Annotated in this window: 22 protein-coding genes and 1 pseudogene; 15 read left to right on the top strand and 8 right to left on the bottom strand. The window is 57.6% G+C overall.

The window, feature by feature from the left end; all coding sequences use genetic code 11:
• Nucleotides 1-51 precede the first annotated feature (51 nt).
• The 3 genes from PQU95_RS06605 to PQU95_RS06595 all read left to right on the top strand — a co-directional run bounded on the left by PQU95_RS06605 (nucleotide 52) and on the right by PQU95_RS06595 (nucleotide 3,052).
• Complete coding sequence (locus tag PQU95_RS06605) at nucleotides 52-918, top strand: YicC/YloC family endoribonuclease (protein WP_272751261.1); 867 nt, start codon at nucleotides 52-54, stop codon at nucleotides 916-918.
• A gap of 247 nt (nucleotides 919-1,165) precedes the next feature.
• Entirely contained in the window at nucleotides 1,166-2,434 is a 1,269-nt protein-coding gene (locus tag PQU95_RS06600) for a tyrosine-type recombinase/integrase (RefSeq protein ID WP_272751260.1), read from the top strand.
• A 12-nt stretch (nucleotides 2,435-2,446) separates the two neighbouring features.
• A complete protein-coding gene (locus tag PQU95_RS06595) occupies nucleotides 2,447-3,052 on the top strand; it encodes a helix-turn-helix transcriptional regulator (protein ID WP_272751259.1) in 606 nt (201 codons plus the stop codon).
• A 123-nt stretch (nucleotides 3,053-3,175) separates the two neighbouring features.
• Here PQU95_RS06595 and PQU95_RS06590 read toward each other — a convergent pair whose 3' ends face one another.
• From PQU95_RS06590 to ggt, 6 genes are all read right to left on the bottom strand, one after another.
• Nucleotides 3,176-4,237, bottom strand: a complete 1,062-nt coding sequence (locus PQU95_RS06590) for a DUF8548 family protein (RefSeq protein ID WP_272751258.1) — start codon at nucleotides 4,235-4,237, stop codon at nucleotides 3,176-3,178.
• Nucleotides 4,238-4,239: 2 nt separating this feature from the next.
• Complete coding sequence (locus tag PQU95_RS06585; protein WP_272751257.1) at nucleotides 4,240-4,875, bottom strand: hypothetical protein; 636 nt, start codon at nucleotides 4,873-4,875, stop codon at nucleotides 4,240-4,242.
• 76 nt (nucleotides 4,876-4,951) lie between these two features.
• Nucleotides 4,952-5,455, bottom strand: coding sequence for a siphovirus Gp157 family protein (locus PQU95_RS06580; protein WP_272751256.1), 504 nt, complete (start codon nucleotides 5,453-5,455; stop codon nucleotides 4,952-4,954).
• Nucleotides 5,456-5,457: 2 nt separating this feature from the next.
• Nucleotides 5,458-6,486 carry a hypothetical protein gene (locus PQU95_RS06575; RefSeq protein WP_272751255.1) on the bottom strand — a complete coding sequence of 343 codons (1,029 nt, stop codon included), beginning with the start codon at nucleotides 6,484-6,486 and terminating at the stop codon, nucleotides 5,458-5,460.
• Nucleotide 6,487: 1 nt separating this feature from the next.
• Nucleotides 6,488-6,820 carry a hypothetical protein gene (locus PQU95_RS06570; RefSeq protein ID WP_272751254.1) on the bottom strand — a complete coding sequence of 111 codons (333 nt, stop codon included), beginning with the start codon at nucleotides 6,818-6,820 and terminating at the stop codon, nucleotides 6,488-6,490.
• Between the two features lie 406 nt (nucleotides 6,821-7,226).
• Nucleotides 7,227-8,987 (bottom strand): gamma-glutamyltransferase, encoded by a 1,761-nt coding sequence (ggt, locus tag PQU95_RS06565; RefSeq protein WP_272751253.1) that lies wholly within the window; start codon nucleotides 8,985-8,987, stop codon nucleotides 7,227-7,229.
• Between the two features lie 471 nt (nucleotides 8,988-9,458).
• Between ggt and PQU95_RS06560 the strand changes: the two are divergent.
• The 12 genes and pseudogenes from PQU95_RS06560 to PQU95_RS06505 form a co-directional block, all read left to right on the top strand.
• Nucleotides 9,459-9,581: pseudogene (locus PQU95_RS06560) on the top strand (transposase); the annotation flags it as partial.
• A gap of 359 nt (nucleotides 9,582-9,940) precedes the next feature.
• Entirely contained in the window at nucleotides 9,941-10,966 is a 1,026-nt protein-coding gene (locus PQU95_RS06555) for a hypothetical protein (protein ID WP_272751252.1), read from the top strand.
• Nucleotides 10,967-11,181: 215 nt separating this feature from the next.
• A complete protein-coding gene (locus PQU95_RS06550) occupies nucleotides 11,182-12,282 on the top strand; it encodes a phage/plasmid replication domain-containing protein (protein ID WP_272751251.1) in 1,101 nt (366 codons plus the stop codon).
• A 112-nt stretch (nucleotides 12,283-12,394) separates the two neighbouring features.
• Entirely contained in the window at nucleotides 12,395-12,688 is a 294-nt protein-coding gene (locus tag PQU95_RS06545) for a transposase (protein WP_272751250.1), read from the top strand.
• 88 nt (nucleotides 12,689-12,776) lie between these two features.
• Nucleotides 12,777-13,547 (top strand): IS3 family transposase, encoded by a 771-nt coding sequence (locus PQU95_RS06540; RefSeq protein ID WP_272751249.1) that lies wholly within the window; start codon nucleotides 12,777-12,779, stop codon nucleotides 13,545-13,547.
• Between the two features lie 78 nt (nucleotides 13,548-13,625).
• Complete coding sequence (locus PQU95_RS06535; protein WP_272751248.1) at nucleotides 13,626-13,775, top strand: hypothetical protein; 150 nt, start codon at nucleotides 13,626-13,628, stop codon at nucleotides 13,773-13,775.
• Between the two features lie 263 nt (nucleotides 13,776-14,038).
• Nucleotides 14,039-14,647: a TetR/AcrR family transcriptional regulator gene (locus PQU95_RS06530; protein WP_272751247.1), complete on the top strand. Its 609-nt coding sequence runs from the start codon at nucleotides 14,039-14,041 to the stop codon at nucleotides 14,645-14,647.
• Entirely contained in the window at nucleotides 14,644-15,795 is a 1,152-nt protein-coding gene (locus PQU95_RS06525; protein ID WP_054257779.1) for an efflux RND transporter periplasmic adaptor subunit, read from the top strand. The genes PQU95_RS06530 and PQU95_RS06525 overlap by 4 nt, the downstream gene beginning before the upstream one ends.
• Entirely contained in the window at nucleotides 15,792-16,994 is a 1,203-nt protein-coding gene (locus PQU95_RS06520) for an ABC transporter permease (protein WP_054257780.1), read from the top strand. Before PQU95_RS06525 ends, PQU95_RS06520 begins: the two co-directional genes overlap by 4 nt.
• Before the next feature lie 2 nt (nucleotides 16,995-16,996).
• Nucleotides 16,997-17,707: an ABC transporter ATP-binding protein gene (locus tag PQU95_RS06515; protein ID WP_054257781.1), complete on the top strand. Its 711-nt coding sequence runs from the start codon at nucleotides 16,997-16,999 to the stop codon at nucleotides 17,705-17,707.
• A gap of 44 nt (nucleotides 17,708-17,751) precedes the next feature.
• Nucleotides 17,752-18,210 (top strand): cytochrome c, encoded by a 459-nt coding sequence (locus tag PQU95_RS06510; protein WP_233495111.1) that lies wholly within the window; start codon nucleotides 17,752-17,754, stop codon nucleotides 18,208-18,210.
• The gene (locus tag PQU95_RS06505) at nucleotides 18,197-19,708 is read left to right on the top strand and encodes an efflux transporter outer membrane subunit (RefSeq protein WP_256497083.1); all 1,512 of its coding nucleotides are present in this window, start codon (nucleotides 18,197-18,199) and stop codon (nucleotides 19,706-19,708) included. The genes PQU95_RS06510 and PQU95_RS06505 overlap by 14 nt, the downstream gene beginning before the upstream one ends.
• On the opposite strand, the gene PQU95_RS06500 is transcribed toward PQU95_RS06505, so the two are convergent.
• The gene (locus PQU95_RS06500; RefSeq protein ID WP_194117431.1) at nucleotides 19,695-20,309 is read right to left on the bottom strand and encodes a recombinase family protein; all 615 of its coding nucleotides are present in this window, start codon (nucleotides 20,307-20,309) and stop codon (nucleotides 19,695-19,697) included. The genes PQU95_RS06505 and PQU95_RS06500 overlap by 14 nt on opposite strands.
• Before the next feature lie 60 nt (nucleotides 20,310-20,369).
• Nucleotides 20,370-21,512: a TniQ family protein gene (locus PQU95_RS06495; protein WP_373321379.1), complete on the bottom strand. Its 1,143-nt coding sequence runs from the start codon at nucleotides 21,510-21,512 to the stop codon at nucleotides 20,370-20,372.
• Nucleotides 21,513-21,525: the final 13 nt, after the last annotated feature.

Below are 21,525 nucleotides of genomic sequence, written 5' to 3'. Positions count from 1 at the left end.
TGAACGATCCGGGGTCAGTTTCCAATTATTCATTCTGTTTAGGGAGCCCCCATGATTTTAAGCATGACAGGCTTTGCCTCTACCACCCGCGAGTTTCCGGGTGGCCTGTTATCCATTGAGCTGCGTGCGGTCAACCACCGCTATCTTGACGTGCAAATGCGCCTGCCGGAAGAGCTGCGCATTATCGAACCGCAATTACGCGAGCTGATCGGCGGCCGTGTTACCCGTGGCAAAGTGGAGTGCCGCATTGGCCTGAACCAGACCGACAGCGATACCCCGCAGCTGGAACTGAACCGCGACACAGTACAGCGTCTGCTGGCCGTGAGTGCGGAAGTCCGCGAGCTGGCCCCGCAGGTGCGTGACCTGGGCATGGGCGAGCTGTTGCGCTGGCCTGGCGTACTCAAGTCAAACTCGCTCGCCCCGGAAGTACTGCATCAGCTGTGCCTGGAAGGCCTGAACGCCGTACTGGGCGACTTCCGCGACACCCGTGCACGCGAAGGCAGCAAGCTGGCCCAGGTGCTGCAAGACCGTATCAGTGGCATGGATCACATTATCGCAGAGGTCAAGCCCCGCTTGCCGGTAATTCTGGAAGCATATCGCACCAGGTTGGCCGCACGCCTGCAAGAAGCGCTGGGCAATGTCGATGACGACCGCATCAAGCAGGAATTTGCCCTGTTTGCCCAGAAAATCGATGTCGACGAAGAGTTGGAACGCCTGACCACGCACCTGTCAGAAGTACGCCGCATCCTGAAAACCGGAGGTCAGGTAGGTAAACGCCTGGACTTCCTGATGCAGGAGCTGAACCGCGAAGCCAATACACTGGGTTCCAAGTCGGTTTCCACCGAAACCACCCAGGCCTCGGTAGAGCTGAAAGTGCTGATAGAACAGATGCGCGAGCAGATCCAGAACGTAGAATAATTGTCTCAAAACCGCTCACCAGCGCTCAGCACCATCCCAGAAGGCCCGAAAACACTAGGTTTCGGGCCTTTTTATCGTCTCACCAGCGCTCATTGGCGCATACAAAATCTCACATCCAGGGTGTACACTTAGGTGTACATTCTCACCAAAGTGTACAACAAAAAATGTACACCACAGCCAAGGTCATGTTTTTAAAGTGGTTTTTATGATCTATCGTGTACACCTGGAGGTAGGTTAGATGGGCAAAATGACTGACATGCAGATCAAGGCCTGGATCAGAGCAAACGAGCGATTTGAAGGACGCTCTGACGGCAATGGGCTCTACTTGAGCTATCGGGAAAAGGCTGCGAGTCCAACATGGCGCTTTCGCTACAAGCTGGCTGGCATGTCTCGAGTTATGCAGCTGGGCTCTTACAGCGAGCTGTCTCTAGCAAAAGCTCGGGAAATTGCCAAAGAACTCGCCGCCAGAGTTGCTCTCGGTTACGACGTTGCGGCCGAAAAGCAGGACCGCAAGGCAGCCGCTGTCGCTCGTAGGGAGGAGGAAAAAAACGCGATTAAGATGATTGACCTGGCTAACATGTACTTCGAGCGCATGATTCTGGGCCGTTGGAAGCACCCTGACATTGTCCGTCGCCGCATCGATAAAGACATTGCTCCACACCTTGGCAAAATGAAAGTCGAAGATGTGAAGCCACGCCATATCGACGAGATGTTACAAGCCATTGTCAAACGTGGCGCCCCCTCGATTGCAAACGATACGCTTCGCTGGACTAGGCGGATGTTTGATTTCGCTATCAAACGGCATATGATCGAAATCAATCCAGCTTCCGCCTTTGATCTGAATGATGCAGGAGGTAAGGAGCTTGCTAGAGAACGATGGCTAACTCGTGATGAAATCAGGAAGCTTTTTATCGCCATGCCACTGGCCAAAGGGTTCAGTGTCGAAAATGACCTATCTATTCGACTTCTCTTGCTGCTTTGCTGCCGAAAGATGGAGCTTTGTGCTGCGAGATGGGAAGAGTTTGACCTAGATAATCAAGTATGGCACTTACCGGGTGAACGCTCAAAAACAGGCGCACCAATTGACATCCCACTCCCCGCACTAGCTATCGAATGGCTAAAGCGCCTGAAGGAACTAGCCGGACCTAGTAAATGGGTATTACCTGCACGAAAAATGCAGCACAGAATGATTCCTCACATCCATGAAGGCACTCTAGGAACAGCACTCGGTAAAGTAAAACCACACATGCCCGATGTTCCACCATTCACGATCCATGACTTACGCCGAACTGCAAGAACCCATCTTGCAGAACTTGGCATTGACCCTGTTGTAGCAGAGCGCTGTTTGAATCATAAGATCAAGGGTGTTGAAGGTATCTATAACCGGCATGATTACTTCAATGAGCGTCAAGAGGCACTGAACCGTTGGGCAAACCTACTAGACCAGCTAGAAAAGGGAGAGAATTACAATGTCACTCCGATAAAGCGCCCAAGACAGAAAATTGCAAATTCATAACGGATATTTAAAATGGCCAAACCTAGAGAATTTGTCCCACTACCGTCTCTTAGCAGCCTCTCCGATGATGCGCTATTAGAACTTTGGCAACTTACTGGAGTTCCTGAACTTGGCATTATTGGCTATGTATCATTATCGAGAGCAACCATATATAGATACATGGCGGCTGGGATATTTCCAAAACCAGAAACCATTACACAGTATCGAACAAATAGGTGGCGCGCAAAAGATATCAAGGAGTGGCAGAAAAACCCAGAAAAATATAACCAGCCAAGCGCCCCAACAATCAACGAGCTCCCTACCAACAAAAATGATACGGTTCGTAAAACAGATAACATTACCAAAGAGGCACCAAGGCTAGCAATCAAATCCTCACCGCCATCAGAAACGATAAAAACTGAGAACACTCAGAATAAATCGAAACCAAGCATGGTTATAGATAGCAATGCCACGATTCAACAAGAACAAGATACGGATGGCACCGCAAGCAATAGCATTCCAGCCCAAAAAAATATAAGACAGATTCAAAAAGTCATAAATGGAAAGCTACAAACAATAAAACGCATTGGCTCTTCGGTACGCGTAACGGTTCTTGATGGCAGAAACAAGAATAAGTAGCATGATCTCTTCATTAGGCTAGATATTCTGTCGCTGCCGTCAGCAAATCGGATACCTGCTTTGACCATTCGATTGACGCTGCACCACTTGGTGAGCGGCAGCTCCCCTTTAGCATAATACCGACTAGCTGTCCTTCCCCTGCACTGTAGACGCAGCCAGCAGCAGCCATCCACCCACGATGGTGATCACCTCATGCAGATAGTCGTCCATCCGGTCGGGCGTCAGCCCGAACAGCTCGACCGGGGCGTAGTGCTCGTCCATCAGGCAGAAGGGGGCTGCCTCCGCTCCTGCGTTGATTTCAACGATCAGCGGGAAGCCCTCGGCCGGTTCGTCTTGCCATAGTTTCACGCCCTCCCCGGGCATCCAGCCGCCGATCTCCCTGCGTACCCGCCACTCCAGCCCACCAATGCCATAGCGCAGCCTTTCCGGGGCATCTACCGTCAGGGTCGCCCAAGCTCGCCAGCCGGGCGCACAGGCATCCAGACGGCTGACCATCAGTTGCTGCATCAGCCGCCAGAACACGATGCGCATGCCCGGGCAGTCCCCCTCATCGATCCACTCGCGCTCGGTGGTCCAGATGATCTTGTCCAGCCGGGCCAGCGGCACTTTCAGATACGGTGCCAGCGCGACGAATGCCTGCACCGCCTCGCGCTCGGTGGGCCGCCTGCCGATGACCCGCTGTACGAAGTTCAGTACCCACACGTCCGGCTTGATGGTGGGCACGCCACAGCGCAGCTGTAGCCAGTGAAACACGGTGTAGCCCAGCCCTTTGACCCGGCCTTTGAAGTCGCGCTCAAAATCGGCCTTCATGGCCCAGTGGCGCAGGGTCGTGGCATCCACGACGCCCTGCTCGTCAAAGTAGGCGACCAGTTGCTTGAGTAAGCGTAGCCGTGTCCAGTGACGGTTGCCCCACAACGCCAGGCTGGCTTTCTCCAGCTCGGCCTGGTTGTCGCCGTAGCGGGCCAGCCATTTCAGCAGGCTCTGGTGCCCGGTCAGCTTCAGTTTTGCCCGAGCGGTAGCGGTGTAGTGATCAAGTGCCTTTTCCACCATCTCGCCACGCGAATGGAAGTCCAGCACGGTGATGAACAGCGCCTCCAAGTAATCGAAGGGACGATCTTCCTCGCCAAAGTCAGGCAGCTCCTCGCAGGCGGCCAGCAGCCAGGCCAGTTCATGTTGATCAAGCATGGTCAGGCCCTCCCGCGTTGCTTGGGCAACAGCGTCAGCACCGACTCCAGGTACACAAGGCTGTCACCATCCGGCGAAGCCAGCCGTTGGCTCCGGGCGCGGCCATTGCCGATATTGAGCACACCATTCCACGGTGTGAGCGGCAGCGGGTCGTAGCTGGGGTCGATAACCAGAAACCGGTTAGCCCGGTAACGTTGGCCGTCGCCCAGCCCTTCTGTCCCGATGGCCAATAACCAGTGCCCACCACCGTAGCGATACCGGATACCCAGCATGGCCAAGCCACCGTCAGTCAGTGTGGCGCAGGCACGCTGGGCACCCTCATGGCCGAAGTGCTCCTCGACGGTGAGCTGCCGGGCAAACGGCACGGTCAGCGCCGTGATGTGCGCGGCGTGGGTGCCACGGAAGTAGTGCTCTCGGCTGCTTTGCCACAGCGTCTTGAGTGCGCGTGAGCGGGTCTGATCGATATTGATAATGGTCTCGCGGCTAGCCAGCCCCAGGATCTGCAGCGCCATCAGCAAGCAATGCTGGCCGCAGGCACCGTCAAGGTCGCTCTGCCGCAGGTGAACGAGCTGACGTTGGCCGCAAGGCCCTTGGCGACAGACCGCCAGCGCTGGGTGAACACGGAAGGTCGTATGCATGTGGTGGCTCCCAAATGCGAATGGCCGCATACCCCGAAGGGCACACGGCCATGTGGTTGATTCTGGTTGGCGGCAGTTACTTGATGGCAAGCCGCTGGCTGCGCTCCAGGTGAGCACCGGGAATGATCTCGCCCTCCAGCATGGCGCGGCGGAGCTCGTCCTTGCGCACGCTCACCACCACCTCTTCTTCCTTGTACTGGTCAGGCACCAGATCCTCGTCATCCAAAATGACGCGTGGCGGGTTGTCGTAGACACGAATCGCAAACTCGGGCGTCTCGATCTCGAAGATCCCGACGCGGCACAGGTGCTGCAGCAGGTACTGCCGTAGCGTCTCCGTCCGCTTCTCCAGCGACTTGCGGCGGAACGCCATGCGCTGCTCGGCCAGCTTCATCATCGCAATCTGCCCCTCGAACTCCTGCATCAGCGCGGTGATGTTCCAGGCCTTGTGCTCGATGTCGCCGCTGGCTGCGGCCAACGTTTTATCGATGACCTCATCGGGTACCTCGGTGTCGCGCATGGCTTGCGCCAGTTGCAGGTACTGGTCGGCCAGTTGGTACAGCGTGAAGGATTTGCTGCTCATTGTCATGCCTCCTCATCATCAGCAGGATCGTCGTCATCAGGGTAAGGCCGGGCATCGACGAGCCGGCGACGACGGCGGTTGGTTTCAGTTGTTTGGGGTTCAGCCTGGTCACTGTCGCTGGCGGCCCATTGCGGCACTTTGCTCAGCACCAGCGCGAACTGGGTAACGTTGAGGTCTTCCAGCCGGGTGACGGCGCCCTTGGTCGCCTTCTTGACCCAGGCCACGACCCGTCGCTCAGGCAACTGGTAACGCTTGAGGCTCATCCGCAGGGTCTCCACCTGCTTGGCCGTCACCGCCGCGAGTTCGGGCGGCACTTCATCCGGCTCGTCCTCATCGTCGTCTTCATCCTCCTCATCCTCGGCATCTGCCGGAGCCGCCACGCTACCGCCACCGTCTTCCATGTCCTGCGTAAACACCTCCGATAGCCCGGCCAGCCGCAGCGTCGCATCGATGTGGGCGCTTTTCTCGGCCATCTTGAGCGCCTTGTTGATGTCGCCGTAGTCCTGAGCCAGCGACCGGGCCCCCACGCCTTCAGCCACGCTCCGCCCGTGGGCGTCCCGTAGCTCACAGCGCAGGATCACGTGCGTGGGCTGCTGGCCGTTGATCACCGCCTGCTCGTACGCCGCCAGCGACGGGTAATGCACGCTCATGCCCAGCATGCCGGTGATTTTCTCGGCACCGGGCTTGAACAGGCTGGGCTTGCTCCAGTGGCGGTCGTCACGGCACTCACTGGCGCGTCCCTGCCTCGCCATCTGGCAACGGTCACGGCCAGCAATGTGGACCCGGCCGTAATCCACGCCCTCTACCAGCGACTGCCGTAGCCACTCCATCAGCGCCAGCCGGTTGGCCTTACGGCGGTCCAGACCCTCCTTGAACACGGTAATCGGCATGTCCAGCGGTGACGCGGTCACCAGGGTGTGCCGTGGCACCCCGTCCTCGGCCACGGCAACCGGTAGCGGGGTCACCGTGGATGTGACAACGGCCTGGGTGTCCAGGCCGTTGCGTTGTGGTGTGGTAGCGGTTCTTGCCATGTCAGTACTCCTCAGGCAGCAGCAGCGTGGTGCTGCTACGGTCTGCCTCGGTGATCAGCCAGAGCCGCTGGTGATCATCCAGCCGGTAGCTGCTGAGCACGCGCAGGCCGTGACGTAGCGCGTAGTCGTTGGCTTGCTGATCCTCCTCGTCCATCTCGGACCAATCACCGGCAAGGTGGCGGATCAGAAGCGGCAGCGCCGCCAGATCCCGCTGGTCGAGCGCGGCAATCGCGCCGGGGGTCGCTACCACCTGCCCGGGGCGGAACAGCGGTCGTGGCGCATTCATCATGAAGGCCGTAATGTGGCGTACACGCGGTTGGTCTTGGGTATCCATGTGGGTCTCCTTTGGTCGGGGGAAACGCCACGCACCAGCCGACGCGCACGCACGGCAGCGGCCCTTGCGGTGGACGCAAGAAGGCCTGCGCTGCCAATGGCGCATGAATCAGTCGGGATGAAAGGGAAGCTGGCCGAGCCGAGTGGCTGGCGGTGACGGTAGCCGAGCGCAATGCTCGACAGTACCAGCCTACCAAAAACCGCCAAATATGTCAAGTGGATGGCGATGGCGTATCGGCGTTGACCACCTACGCGCTCTACCCTTCCCGCCGACATTTGCCACCAGCAGTACGGGCGGAGCTGGATTATCTGGTCGCCAACTTCGCACACCCAAGGTGGCAGCAGGGCAGCGCCACATGAAAAACGCCCCCTGCCAGCGACGACAGGGGGCGTAATTGCAACTAGACTCAGTAGCCCAGCGTGGCACCGTCCGGGTTACGCGGGTCGGAGAAGCCGTACAGGCCATCTGGGCGTACCTGAATGGTCTGGGTACGGCCCATGGTCGGCTTGACCGCTACCTTGTAGCCCTGCTGACGCAGGATAGCCAGCGTGTCCGGGCTGAGGCCTTTTTCTACACGCAGCTCGTCCGGCAGCCACTGGTGGTGTACCCGCGGGGTAGCCGCAGCTTCGGCCGGGTTCATGCCAAAGTCGATGGCGTTGACGATAGTTTGCAGCGTGGTGGTAATGATGCGGGCACCGCCCGGGCTACCCGTTACCAGCCAAGGCTTGCCGTCTTTCAGTACCAGGGTTGGCGACATCGAGGACAGCGGGCGCTTGCCCGGCTGGATGGCGTTGGCGTCACCGCCGATCAGGCCATAGGCGTTGGGCACGCCCGGCTTGGCAGAAAAGTCGTCCATCTCGTTATTGAGCAGGATGCCGGTACCTTCGGCCACGATGCCGCTGCCAAAGTTCAGGTTCAGCGTGTAGGTAACTGCCACAGCATTACCCTTGCTGTCCACTACCGAGTAGTGCGTGGTCTGGTCGCTCTCGTAAGGCTGCGGTTTGCCCGGCTTGATGGCAGAGGCCGGCAGCACGGCCTGCGGGTCGATACGCGCTGCCAGCTCGTCGGCGTAGCGTTTGGCAGTCAGGCCGCGCACCGGCACCTTGACGAAGCCCGGGTCGCCCAGGTACTCGGCACGGTCGGCGTAGGCCAGCTTCATAGTTTCGGCCAGGTAGTGGATGGTCTGCGCGCTGTTGGCACCGTATTGCGCCAGTGGGTAGCGCTCCAGCATGTTCAGGATCTGCACGATGTGGGTGCCGCCCGAGCTAGGTGGCGGCATGGAGACCACCTTGTAGCCACGGTAGTCGCCGCTCACCGGCTCACGCTGCTCCACCTTGTAGTTACGCAGATCGTCTTTGCTGATCAGGCCGCCGTGACGGGCCATTTCGGCCACGATCTTGTCGCCGATCTCGCCTTGGTAAAACACTTTGCTGCCGTGCTTGGCCAGCAGGCGCAGCGATTTGGCTAGGTCTTTCTGTACTAGGCGGTCACCGGCTTTCAGCGGCTCGCCGTTGCGGAAGAAAATGGCGCGGGTGCCCGGCCATTTACCCAGATTGTCTTTTTCCACTTGCAGCATCTTGGCCAGGGTCACGCTGACCGGCATGCCCTCCTCGGCCAGCTTGATCGACGGCGCAATGATGTCGGCCAGCTTCATGCTGCCCCACTGCTTCAGCGCGTACTCCATGCCGGCCACGGTGCCGGGCACGCCTACCGCCAAGTGGGTGTAGAGCGAGCGGCCATCGGCCACATTACCCTTGTCGTCCAGGTACATATCGCGGCTGGCACGCACCGGCGCTATTTCGCGGAAGTCCAGCGCGATATCCTTACCGCTGCGCGCGTCGTGCAGCATCATGAAGCCGCCACCGCCAAGGTTACCGGCGTTGGGCAGCACCACCGCCAGGGCAAAACCCACGGCTACGGCAGCGTCTACCGCATTGCCTCCGCGCTTGAGCACATCAACACCCACGCGGGTGGCCAGCTCCTGCTCGGCGGCAACCATGCCGTTCTTGGCGTAAACCGGATGGAAAATGTCTTGATCGTAGTCGTACTTGACCAGTGCAGCGCTCGGTGCCGGAGTGGACGCATTGACCAGCGGGGAAAACGCCAGCACCAGGCTGGCAGCCAGTACGCCTAGCAACTGTCCACGTTTGTGTGCAGATTTCTGCATGGGAATTTCTCCTTTGTCGTAAACGGCTGACCCATACGGCCCGCCGTTGTCGTGGCGGCAGGCCTCTTGAAGGCGGACCGGTCTCGCACACAATGCATTTGCATGCATTTCTCATGCCAAGCCGCCCTTGCTGGGTGACAAAAGCCAGCCTACTGATTCGATAGCGTTTTTCTAGCGTCTCCCCCCAAGGACAGACGGTTTGACGGATAAAGCACCAACGCCGCGCACGGTTTTCCGTACAAGCCGGCGCAAAACAATACCCCCCGTGCCGGCAAGGGTCGCGGGGGTACAGGCATGAAAACCTGCGAGACTTAGTCAGTGGCAACTACCACCTTTGCAGCTACGACAGCTAGCGCAGCTGCCCGCACTGCGGCCCGAACAGGAGCAAGTCAGCTGGCTCGACCGCTATGTCTTCCTGACGCACCGTCTGGCCCAGATCGTCGCGCATTGGTCGAGCTGCGTCGCCTGGTGATGGACGCCGATACCCGGCGCGTGTTGTGGGTGGGCGAAGGGCGCAGCCGGGAGGCGATCCGGCCATTTTTTACGTGCCTAGGGCCGGCGCGCTGCGCCCGCATCAATGCGGTGGCGATGGAGCGGTGAGCCGGCTTGAGACAACACCGTCCAGCAGATGCAAAAAGTGTGTGATGAGGTGATGCGGCAAGTGATTTTTTAGCGCGAAGCATGCCAACGCTCAGGCACGAAATCATCACGCCGCGACAAGCAGATTTCGCGCACGACTCAAAAAATATTCTTAATCGTCAATTTCAAGGATTGGGCAAAAGTCGCTATCAACTGGCCTCGTAGATGCATCTACAGGGGGTTTTGACGAATCTTGCCTACTTCGTTTTTCTACGAAAATCGTGTGCTGTGCGTTTCCTGTAAAGCCAACCTGCAAGTCATCGCTCGTGGTGAGGATGGCTTCGCATCCATGTCCAAACAGGAAAGGAAACACCATGTTTACACGCGCTACTTTTGTATCTACCGGTCACGGCGACATCACGCTTGCGCACCTGGCACAAAACGGAAAATTGGAACAACTGGATAGCCCATCCGGCACCGTGAAGCCACAGCAAGGCACCACGCGCCACGGTGCACGGTCTTGGCTGGTGATCGATCAACAGCACCAGCTCCATGCCCAGACCGAGAGTGCGAGATTGTACGGCCAAACGCTATTTGGCTCTTGCAGGCTGAAGGACTTCATCAAGCAGTCAACGGAAGCCCTGCTTGCCGAGAACAAGCTGCCTTTCCCGCAGCCGCTGCAAGCAGAAATCAGCGCTGGGAAGTTCCGCTTGCACGAGCTGGGTATCGCCGCCTTCGTGCGCTTGGAGCCGGCAGTCACCGAGACGGATCTGCTGGCACACCTGCATAGCAAGATGCAGAACAGGTCATGCAACTCAACGAACAGCCAGCCATCGCCAACGTCCGTGGGCATCGATGCTGATGGTGCCACGTACTACGAATGCGCCGAGTACCGCATCACCTTCCAACCAGCCATCAAGCGGCTGAAGCAGAACCAGAAGTTCATCATCAAAAAACTGGGCGAGGAAGGGCTGCGTAGCCTGGAACACAGACTGAGCAAACGCTACTGGGTAGAATTGCTGTTCAGTAACACCTACTTGATGCGCCACGACATGACGTCACCGGCTGCCTGGAGAAAAGCTGGTGAGGAGCACTTCATGGCGGTGTTGAACCAGCAGTTTCCTGCTGTCCTGGATCTGGTACTGACGAGCGAGCAGAACAGCCAGGTACAGCAACTGAAACTGCAAGATCTCAGGCTGGTGCGGCTGTACCAGCGAGGAGGTGATGTACGCGAAAAGGCTCGCCCGACCAAGCTTGCCAAAGAGCGGCAGCTGATCCTGGAGAAAACAGGTATCGACATCTCGGCACCTCTCCCTGCTGCGGACAAAGTGACCGTACGGATTAGCGGCAAAACGTACTTCAACGTACCAGCAGAGGCCAGAGCACTGTTCAAGCGGTAATCACTGAAAGCGTTTAACCGGACCTACCGTGCACATACGGTAGGTCTGGACCGCATGGACAAACTCATCGTTGATACAGGTACATATCACGGGGGTACCCCCATGGGAAAGTGCTGTAAACAGCCACTTATTACATACATACATTGCATACACGGGTCAGTAGCTACTACCTGCTTCACTAACAAACAGTAGCTGTATTGGCCCAGGAGAGACCAATGGCCATCGATACTTTTACCGTCAGCTTCCCGTTCAAGTCTGCATCGAGCAAGAACGGAAAGACCCCCTATATCAAGGCAAACAAAGAGAAGGACGATATCCTTAGCAAGGACTTTGATCGGTCGTTCAGCCTGCCATTCAACAAACTGAACAATGTGGATAAAGCGCGGTACGCCCTGCGTATCTACCGGGACAAGACAATCCAGATCCGTTGCTCTGCCGCTAGCATTCTGCAGGGACACAACTTCAGCGGTAGTAACGATGCAGCAACCATCATCCCGAAGGTGGTGCTAGCCATCATCAAATCCCATGGCCTGATCCTGGATCCGGAAACCATGCTGCAGATCGCTACCGGTAACATGGAGATCCGAGAGCTGCACATTGCTGGCTACCTCCCCCTGCCGGACACCGTCACTCATCATCAGCTGTACCAGCGGGTAAGTGATGCCATGCGCCATAGCCATCATGTAGACCAGTACCTGCAGAATAAGCACCCAACCATCTACATAGGCCAGCGCCAGACCTTTATATTGGTCCTGTATGACAAGGGTTGTGATGTACCGAAGATCCACCATAAGCGCTGGATCTTCGAGCCACGTACCAAAGACTGGCCTGAATACAAGAAGCAGTGCGCAGATTTCTTGGACAGACACGCTAGGATAGAAGCCAGGTATTATCTCAAGCAGTTTCAGCGTGAAAAAATATTAACCGTTGCAGACCTCAGTAAAGAGCGAGTAAAGGAGTTATTCTTCAAGGCCATTAAAAACAACCTGCCACCAACACTTACCTTTGAGATCAGCAACACAACCCATTTGCTTAATCAGATACCGATACCAAGCAAGAGAATTGCGACACAGCTTTATTTAGCAGGCCATGACCTTGCTAATAGCTTTGACCTGGATAATAGAAACCATCAGAATCAGTTTAATAGTCTTCGTAAAGACTTACTGCAGTATGGTATTGATATCTCTACGCCAGCGCCAGCCGTCACAGGGAAAAATGTCGTTGTTGATTTCTCGAAAGCCGAGATCAGGTCGCACAAAGTGTTTAGGCGCCTCACCGAGTTTAGGGCGGCCCAACGTGAACGAGCGGATGAGTAACACAAGGACTGAAGGAGGGAATACCGATGGAACATTGGTCTGAAGACTGGTCTGTCCCGTTCCCCGTGGACACTAACTTAAGGTGGATAATCGCCACCAAGGAGCAGTGCTCATGACCAAGACCAGACGTACTTTTCCGGAGTCCCTCAAGCGCGAAGCGGTTGAGCAGGTGCTTGCCGGCACGCCATTACGACATGTTGCCCAAGCCTTCGACATTACCGAGTCACTGCTGGGTAAGTGGAAACGTCAGTTCCAAGATGCCGGCCCCGATGCTTTCCCGGGCCGAGGCAAACAGAGCGGCGAAGCCGCCGAGCTGAAACGACTGCGCGACGAACTGGCCCGCGTCACCATGGAGCGCGATGTCCTAAAAAAGGCGCTCGCCATCTTCTCGCAACCCACGAAGTGAAATTCCGCGCGATTCAGGCACTGTCGGGCCGCTACCCAGTAGCGCCGATGTGCCAACTGTTTCGTGTGTCCCGCAGTGGCTACTACGCATGGCTACACCGCCCCCTTCGACGCGAGAGATGGCAAACCGACAACTACTGCGTGAAATCCGGCTGGTTCATGCCGAGGTCAATGGCATCTATGGCCACCGGCGCATTCATGCCGAATTGCTTGCGCAGGGTTTCGCTTGTGGGCGGCATCGCATCGCGGACTTGATGCGGCGAAACGGCATCAGGGTCAGAACCCGTAAACGTTGGCGACCCGTGAGCAGCCAACATCTTCACCCCGTGGCGCCCAATCTGTTACAGCGACAATTCGCTGCTGGCGACATCAATCACCGTTGGGTATCGGATATGACCTATATCCGGACCGGTGAAGGATGGTTGTATCTGGCGGTAGTGCTCGACTTGTATTCCCGGGCGATAGTGGGCTGGGCTATGCATCACCGCATGCAGCAAGAACTGGTGCATGCTGCCCTGACGATGGCAGTGGCGCGTCGCCAGCCTGCTGGAGAGGTGATTCTGCATTCAGACCGCAGGAGTCAGTACTGTGCCTTTGACTACCAGGCACTACTGAAGCGGCATGGGATGGTACCGAGCCACTCCCGCGCCGGGAACTGCTGGGATAATGCGGCGATGGAAAGCTTCTTCCGTTCGCTGAAGTCGGAGCGGGTTTATTTGACCCACTACCGAAGCTACGAAGAGGCACGTACAGATGTGTTTGATTACATCCGCTTTTACAATCATCAACGACGTCATTCGACCTTGGGGTATTTGACCCCGGTTGAATTCGAACGCCGTCGTTCAGTGCTTAGTGCTTAACCCGCTGTCCATGGGGAGCGGGACAGACCACTGGCCCCCTCCGAGATCGAAACCTGGGTCGATGAGGCCAAGCGCGGCATGGAGAACGCCCTGCGTGCCAAGCCGATGGACATCCGCGAGCAGTACGAAAAACAACTCAAAGAACTGCAGGAAGCGTACGGCGAAGCCATGCTGGAGCTGCGCGCCCGAAAAAAGCTGCAGTCTCTGCTGGGTGAGGACGACAAGTAGTCCACCTCGTCCGGCAGGGACTTGTCATTTTCAGAAGACGACCGCACCAAACATCAGAAGTCGATTGCACTGTGCCGGTGAAAGAAAAAAACTGACTAAATTCAGTACGCGCTAAACCTGCCTGTAGGGGCCAACCGACAAGCTGGGTACCTTGGCTCGGGGTCGAACTTGGCGTTGAGTTCATTGGGCGCTGTCAGATAGGGTCTTGCTCTCATCACACAACCTGCTAAGATAGTAATAGATTACTTTCTTTTGGATTGGCGATGAGCGAACACCCTAAGCACCTTCCGGCTGATGAACGGAGAGCGGCCACCGTAGAGGCGGTGATCAATCTGGCGGCTGAGCAGAATCCCAGCGACATCACCACCACGGCGATCGCGCAGCGCATGGGCCTGACCCAAGGCGCGCTGTTCCGGCACTTCCCCACCAAGGATGCCATTCTCGAAGCAGTGATGACATGGGTGGCGGAACGTCTTCTTTCCCGAGTAGACAGGGCGGCACAGAACGTGACTTCTCCTCTTGCCGCGCTGGAAGCGGTCTTCATGGCTCATATCGACTTCGTTTCCGAGCATCCGGGTGTGCCACGGATACTCTTCGGAGAATTGCAGCGGCCCGGAGAAACACTCCCTAAAAGGATGGTTCAGACCTTAATTCAACGGTACGGAGAACGCTTGCGCCATCTACTGGAGCGGGGCAAGGCGATAGGCGAGCTTGATGCCAACCTCGATATCGAGGCTGCCTCGGTATCGTTCATCGGCTCCATCCAGGGCTTGGTGATGCAGTCACTCATCGCGGGTGACGCCGCTCGCATCCGTCGCGATGCCTCTGGTGTTTTTGCAATCTATCGTCGTGGCATTGGGAGTGAGTCATGAAATTTCCACCCTTACAACGCCGCACACTGGCACTTGTCGTAATCATCATTCCGCTTCTACTACTTTTCATCTATGTTGCTTTGCGTTCAGGGCCATTGGCTCCTATTGCAGCTACTGTCAGCACGGTAGAGTCCCGCTCCGTTGCCCCAGCATTAGCTGGTATAGGGACAGTACAAGCGCGCTTTACTTACAAAATCGGCCCCACCGTTGCCGGGCGCGTCAAGCGGTTGGATGTGCATGTCGGCGATATCGTTAAGGCAGGGCAAGTGCTCGGTGAAATGGATGCGGTGGACCTGGACGATCGCGTTAGCGCTCAGCAGGCTGCAATCAAGAGTTCCGAAGCTGCACTTCGACAGGCTGCGGCCAAAGAAACTTTCGCGCAGACACAGGCCACACGCTATGAGCAGCTTTTATCGGTGCGTGGCACCAGCGAAGAAACGGTAGTCACCAAACGGCAAGAACTGGCTGTGGCGAGCGCGGCATTGGTCGCCTCGCGAGAAGATATCGCGCGTCTGCGCGCAGAGTTGGAAGCGCTCCGCGCTCAACGCGGAAACTTGCGGTTGGTGGCACCGGTTGCCGGACTGGTCGCAGCACGCGATGCAGACCCTGGCACCACGGTGGTGGCGGGGCAAGCGGTAATCGAAGTAATTGACACCGCAAGCCTGTGGGTTGATACACGCTTTGATCAAATCAGTGCCGAGGGACTGGCTATAGGGCTTCCAGCCAAGATTGTTCTGAGATCACGGCGATCTCAGGCAGTGGCGGGACACGTATTGCGAATCGAGCCTCGTGCCGATGCCGTGACTGAGGAAACCCTGGCAAAAATCGTTTTCAACGCGCCTCCAGTACCTCTTCCACCATTGGGTGAGTTGGCGGAGGTGACTGTGCAACTGGGCGAATTGCCTGCCGCGCCGACCATCTCCAATGCCGCAATTCGGACAGTCGATGGAAAACGCGGTGTATGGAAGCTGGTTGAAGGAGGTTTGACTTTCACTCCGGTCGTGCTGGGCCGCTCCAGTCTTGATGGCCTGGTTCAGGTGCTCGAGGGCTTGAGCGTTGGCGACCAGATCGTGCTCTACAGCGAAAAGACACTCAGCGCCAAGAGTCGGATTAACATCGTCGATCGTCTGCCAGGAGTCTCACCGTGATAAGCCTGGCCGGACGTGACATCCTTCATGCCTGGGGGAAATTCATCTTTACGGGCATCGGCCTGGGCCTGTTGATTGGCGTCACGCTGACCATGGCGGGTGTGTATCGCGGCATGGTCGATGACGGTAAGGTGTTGCTGGACAACAGTGGTGCCAACTTGTGGGTGGTACAGAAAGATACCCTGGGCCCTTATGCCGAGTCTTCCAGCATCCCTGATGACCTGTGGCGCAGCATCCGCACCCTGCCGGGCGTCGCAGAGGCCGCCAATGTGACCTACCTGACCATGCAGGTCGGAAGAGGTGAAAAGGATGTGCGCGCCATGGTCGTGGGCATTGCGGCAGGCGAACCGGGAACATCGGGTTGGCCACCTCAATTGGTCGCGGGGCGCCAGATTACACGTGGCCACTATGAGGCGGTCGCGGACATCGCCACCGGGTTTCGGCTGGGCGATGAGGTGAAAATTCGCCGCAACCATTACACAGTAGTTGGCCTGACCCGCCGCATGGTGTCCTCCAGTGGCGACCCAATGGTGTTCATCCCACTCAAGGATGCGCAAGAAGCGCAATTCCTCAAAGACAACGACGCCATTCTGATGCAGCGTCGCCGCACCGAAGCCAATCCGGCCTTTAACCGCCCCGGCGTGCCTGGTCTGCTCGATGCTGTGATTGCCTCACAAACCAGTAACAACTCGGTAAATGCGGTGCTGGTGCGTATCCAATCTGAATACTCCCCGCAGGAGGTGGCTGAACCGATACGGCGCTGGAAACGGCTCACGGTTTATGACCGCGCGCAGATGGAAGAGATTTTAGTGGGAAAACTCATTGCCACATCCGCCAAGCAAATCGCCATGTTCCTGGTGATTCTGGCTGTGGTCAGCGCCGCCATCGTGGCGTTCATCATCTACACCCTGACGATGGACAAAATTCGCGAAATCGCAGTGCTCAAGCTCATCGGCACACGCAACCGCACGATTTCGGGAATGATCTTGCAGCAGGCGTTGGTACTTGGGGTCATCGGTTTTGTCGTTGGCAAGATCACGGCTACCTTCGCTGCACCCTTGTTTCCCAAATACGTATTGCTGATGCCCATTGATTCAATCTTGGGTTTCTTCGCGGTGATGGTTATTTGTGTGCTGGCCAGCGTTGTCGCCATCCGTATGGCGCTGAAGGTCGATCCGGCCGAAGCGATTGGAGGCTGAACATGACGGCAAAAGGCATTCACATCGAAGGCTTGAGCAAGCGTTACGGAGAGGGAGACACTGCGGTTCTCGCCTTGAAGAACGTGAACATGCAGGTTGCGCCGGGCGAGGTGGTTGGTCTGATCGGCCCATCCGGTTCCGGCAAGAGCACGTTGCTCAAGTGCCTGGGAGCCGTGATTGACCCCACCGCCGGTCGCATGGTGCTGGGAAACGAGGTGATTTTCGACGATGAATGGAAAGTGCGCGACCTGCGGGCTTTGCGCCGCGACAAGATCGGTTTCGTGTTTCAAGCGCCGTACCTGATCCCGTTTCTCGATGTCACCGATAACGTGGCGCTCTTGCCGATGCTCGCGGGTGTCGGCAATGACGATGCGCGAAAACGCGCGCTCGAACTGCTCACCGCGCTGGATGTGCAGCACCGCGCCAGGGCCATGCCGTCACAACTCTCAGGCGGAGAACAGCAACGCGTGGCTATTGCTCGCGGCTTGGTCAATCGACCACCAGTGATCCTGGCTGATGAACCAACAGCACCGCTGGATTCGGTGCGTGCGATGTCTGTCATCCGCATCCTCAACGACATGGCTCGGCGTTTTGAAACCGCCGTCATCGTCGTCACGCACGACGAAAAAATCATCCCGACGTTCAAGCGCATTTACCACATCCGCGATGGCGTCACTCACGAGGAAGCGGGTGAAGGGCGCAGTTTTGAATGACTGCACCACTCGTTATCGATGTCGCTGAGAAAAGAAGAGGTCTCATGAACAGCACTAAAAAACCGTTCCTGGTCATTGCCACCGTGCTTTTCACGGTGATGACCATATCAGTCAACCCTGCTGGCGCGCAGGCAGAATCCGCAAAGCCGATGGCGCTACGTGGTGTGATGGACAAATTAGGCCGCGACATGCAAGCCATTACAGGCGCAATTTCCAAGGAAGAGTGGGCGGTGGTTGCCGAGTTGGCGCCGAAGATTGCCAACCACGCAGAGCCTCCCGTCGCGGAAAAAATGCGCATTCTTGCTTGGCTCGGAACCGATGCTGGGAAGTTTCGCAGCCACGATGGGCAGACGCACGAATCTGCTACAGCTATGGGCGACGCAGCCAAGCGTGGTGATGGTCTAGCCGTTATCTCTGCTTTTTCGAAGGTGCAACAAAGCTGTCTCATTTGTCATCAGAGCTTCCGTAAGCCGTTCCTGGAGCATTTCTATGAAAACCGATGACCTGACTTGCACGGGCCAATGCACGAAACCCAGTCAAAGTCCAGCCAGAGCCCTGACATCTCTCGCACTTGTTGGTTTGTTGGCTGGTTGTGCGGTCGGGCCTGACTTCAAACGCCCCGAAGCGCCGACTACATCCAAATACACCGTTGCCACCATGCCAGCGCAAACCGCCTTGTCCACAATCCCCTTGGGGGAAGTGCAAACCCTCCGGGTCGGTCGGGAGGTCAGTTCGGAATGGTGGCACAGCCTGGGGTCATACAGACTCGATGCACTGATTGCATTGGCTTTACAAAACAGTCCCACGTTAGCCTCCGCAAAATCGACACTGCGGCAGGCGCAGGAGCTTCATGCTGCGCAAGCGGGATCAACGCGCTACCCCCAAGTCGATGCGAGTATCGGTGCGCAACGCCAACGCATGAGCTCCAGCGGTCTCGGATTGGCCGGCGAGGCACGTGAGTTCAGTCTTTACAACACCAGTGTTGGCGTAAATTACCGCCTCGACTTGGCCGGAGGGAATCGTCGTGCGCTGGAAGCGCTGGCCGCTCGTGTGGACTACCGGAGCCATGAACTGGCGGGCGCGCAACTGACCCTTGCGGCAAATATCACCACCACCGCCATTGTCCGAGCAAAACTCGCGGGTCAGCTTGCGGCCACCAAAGCGATGGTCGAAGCACAGGACGAGCAGATCAATGTCACCCGCGAGCGGGTGCGTTTTGGTCAAGCAGCACCGGACGAACTGCTTGCACAGCAAACGCAGACCGAACAGACTCGTTCTGGACTACCCCTGTTGCTCAAGCAACTGCAACAAAGTGAGCATCTTCTGGCTACGCTTTCCGGCCAGGCCCCTGGTGACGCGAAGGTGCCGGATTTCACTTTGGCCGAGTTCAAACTGCCCACCGAATTGCCTCTTGTGATGCCTTCTGATCTGGTGCGCAGACGGCCTGATATTCAGGCGGCAGAAGCATTGCTTCACGCGGCGAATGCCGAATATGGGGTGGCGATCGCCAAGCTGTATCCACAAATCAACCTCAGTGCAAACCTTGGCTCACAAGCACTCACAACCGGGGCTCTTTTTGGCGGCAACTCTGCTGTTTGGAGTGTGCTGGGGCAGTTGACCCAGCCACTATTCAATCCGGGACTACCCGCAGAAAAACGGGCATCGCTGGCGGCATTGGATGCCGCAGCGGAAAATTATCAGGGCGTTGTGCTCGACGCTCTGCGCAACGTGGCGGACACATTGAGCGCACTGGAGCACGATGCACAGGCATTGAGTTCACTCGCGTTTGCAGACTCAACTGCACAGTCTTCCCTTGAATCCACGGGGCGTCAGTATGCGCTTGGCGCAGCCAGCTACACGCAATTGCTGATTGCAAGGCAGCAGGCTCAACAAAATAGCATTGCCTTGGTCGCAGCGCAGGCGCAACGACTTGCCGATAGTGCCGCTCTATTTCAGGCGATGGGTGGTGGTTATGATGGAATGAAGGTCAAGCCTTACTGAGCAACTTCGTTCCGTCGGAACGCAACTGACCGGAGGGTGAAATATGCCGATACAAGGTCTGCCGGGTAATCCCGAGTTCCTGGCACAAATCGCTGACCTTGGTTTCCGGTTGCCCCATAGCCGCCATGGCCAAGCGCAGCTTGGCCGCCGTCATCTTGAACGGCCGCCCGCCTTTCCGTCCGCGTGCCCGTGCCGACGCTAAACCGGCAACTGTGCGTTCGGCGATCAGCTCGCGCTCGAACTCGGCCAGCGCAGCGAAAATGCCAAAGACCAGTTTGCCGGCGGCGGTCGTGGTGTCGATGGCCGCGCCGTGGCCGGTCAGCACCTTGAGGCCGATGCCATGTCCAGTCAGGTCATGTACGGTGTTGATCAGATGCCGCAGGTCGCGGCCGAGCCGATCCAGCTTCCACACCACCAGCGTATCGCCATCGCGTAGCGCTTTCAGACAGCTTGCCAAACCGGGCCGATCCTCGCGCTTCCCGGACGCTTGATCCTCGTAGAGATGTGCCGGATCGACGCCGGCAGCAATCAGCGCGTCGCGCTGCAAATCGGTCGCTTGAGAGCCGTCCGCTTTCGATACCCGCATGTAGCCGATCAACATTTTGCACCTGTCACATATACGTTCGATTATGTGACAGTATGCGCCGGAAAGTTCTAACCGTCAAAAGTTGTCACTTAACCCGTCACTCTGTCTAAGACATGCAAAGGGCCCATTAGGCTCGTAATGTGACAAAAATTCCGGGGGGATGCCTTCCTTTGCAAAGGTGGTGCGCAACTGTTCCAGGGAAGCGGGATCGCGCCGACCATAGGAAGCCAACGCGAACAGCGAGCGTGCCGTCTCGGGGTCGTGCCGCGCTTCAATGATCGCCTCACTGATAGCTTGGACCGCCCGTTGCCAGTGATTGACGGGTTCGGGCTTCGGCGCTTTCGCCGGCAGACCACTGGTGAACCCGGTTTGGGGCTCGGACCAGAACAGCTTTGCATGCTCGCCTGGCGGGCTGATATCCCTCACCTCGATCAAGCTGATTGCCGTTGCCGCTGCCTCCAGCATCTGCAACCGTATTGCCGGGTTCAGGGTTTCATACGGTCGCCACAGACTTTGCCCAGCACGCAGCGGATGCCCGCAGCCTTGCCAGACTTGGCGAAGATACCCCGCGTAGGTTCCGCACGCCGAAAGCGGGGTGTTCAGCTCATCGAGCAGCGTGCGTAGCAGTCGAAACCACAAACCAGCGTGGATGCGTCGGCGCGGCAGTTCCACATGGCCGGTCGTCAGTGCCTGCCAGGTACGCCGGTCCATCACTGCAATCGCGTCGCTGGCGGTGCGCGACGCAGTGTCGGCGTTCTCCCAGCCGAGAAACCGCCCAGGCACGCCCGAATAGGATTCCAGCCAGCAGCCATGCAGCGGGCAGCTCAGCATCAGGGGCAGCTTCCATGCAAGCAGTACGGCGTGGTTTGCCGGGTCGTTCAGACAGAGCGGACAGGCGCGATGTATCGGCTGGCTGGGCAGCCAGGCACGCCAGCTCGTGATGGATCGCGTCCTACGGCGGAGTTTCGGCAGCAGCACCGAGAGCTGGAACGCATAGGTTTCCAATGCGTCTGGAATCTGATCATCAAGGCTGTCCAGTAGCCAAGGCACCCAGCCGGCGAAACTCATGCAACGCAGCCGGTCCGGCTCGATGCCGCTCCGCTGGGAGAGCATCGCCAACAGCGCCAGTGGTGGCGCGGTATCCAGGTCATCAACCTGAGCGTGACCAAGATCGTGCTCCAGCAGCTCGGACACCTCCATGTGATAGCAAAGGGCCACGCGGTTGAGCTAC

Origin of the sequence: Vogesella aquatica (assembly GCF_028548455.1) — a bacterium.
Classification (GTDB): domain Bacteria; phylum Pseudomonadota; class Gammaproteobacteria; order Burkholderiales; family Chromobacteriaceae; genus Vogesella; species Vogesella aquatica.
This window is presented reverse-complemented; position numbering and strand designations above follow the sequence as displayed.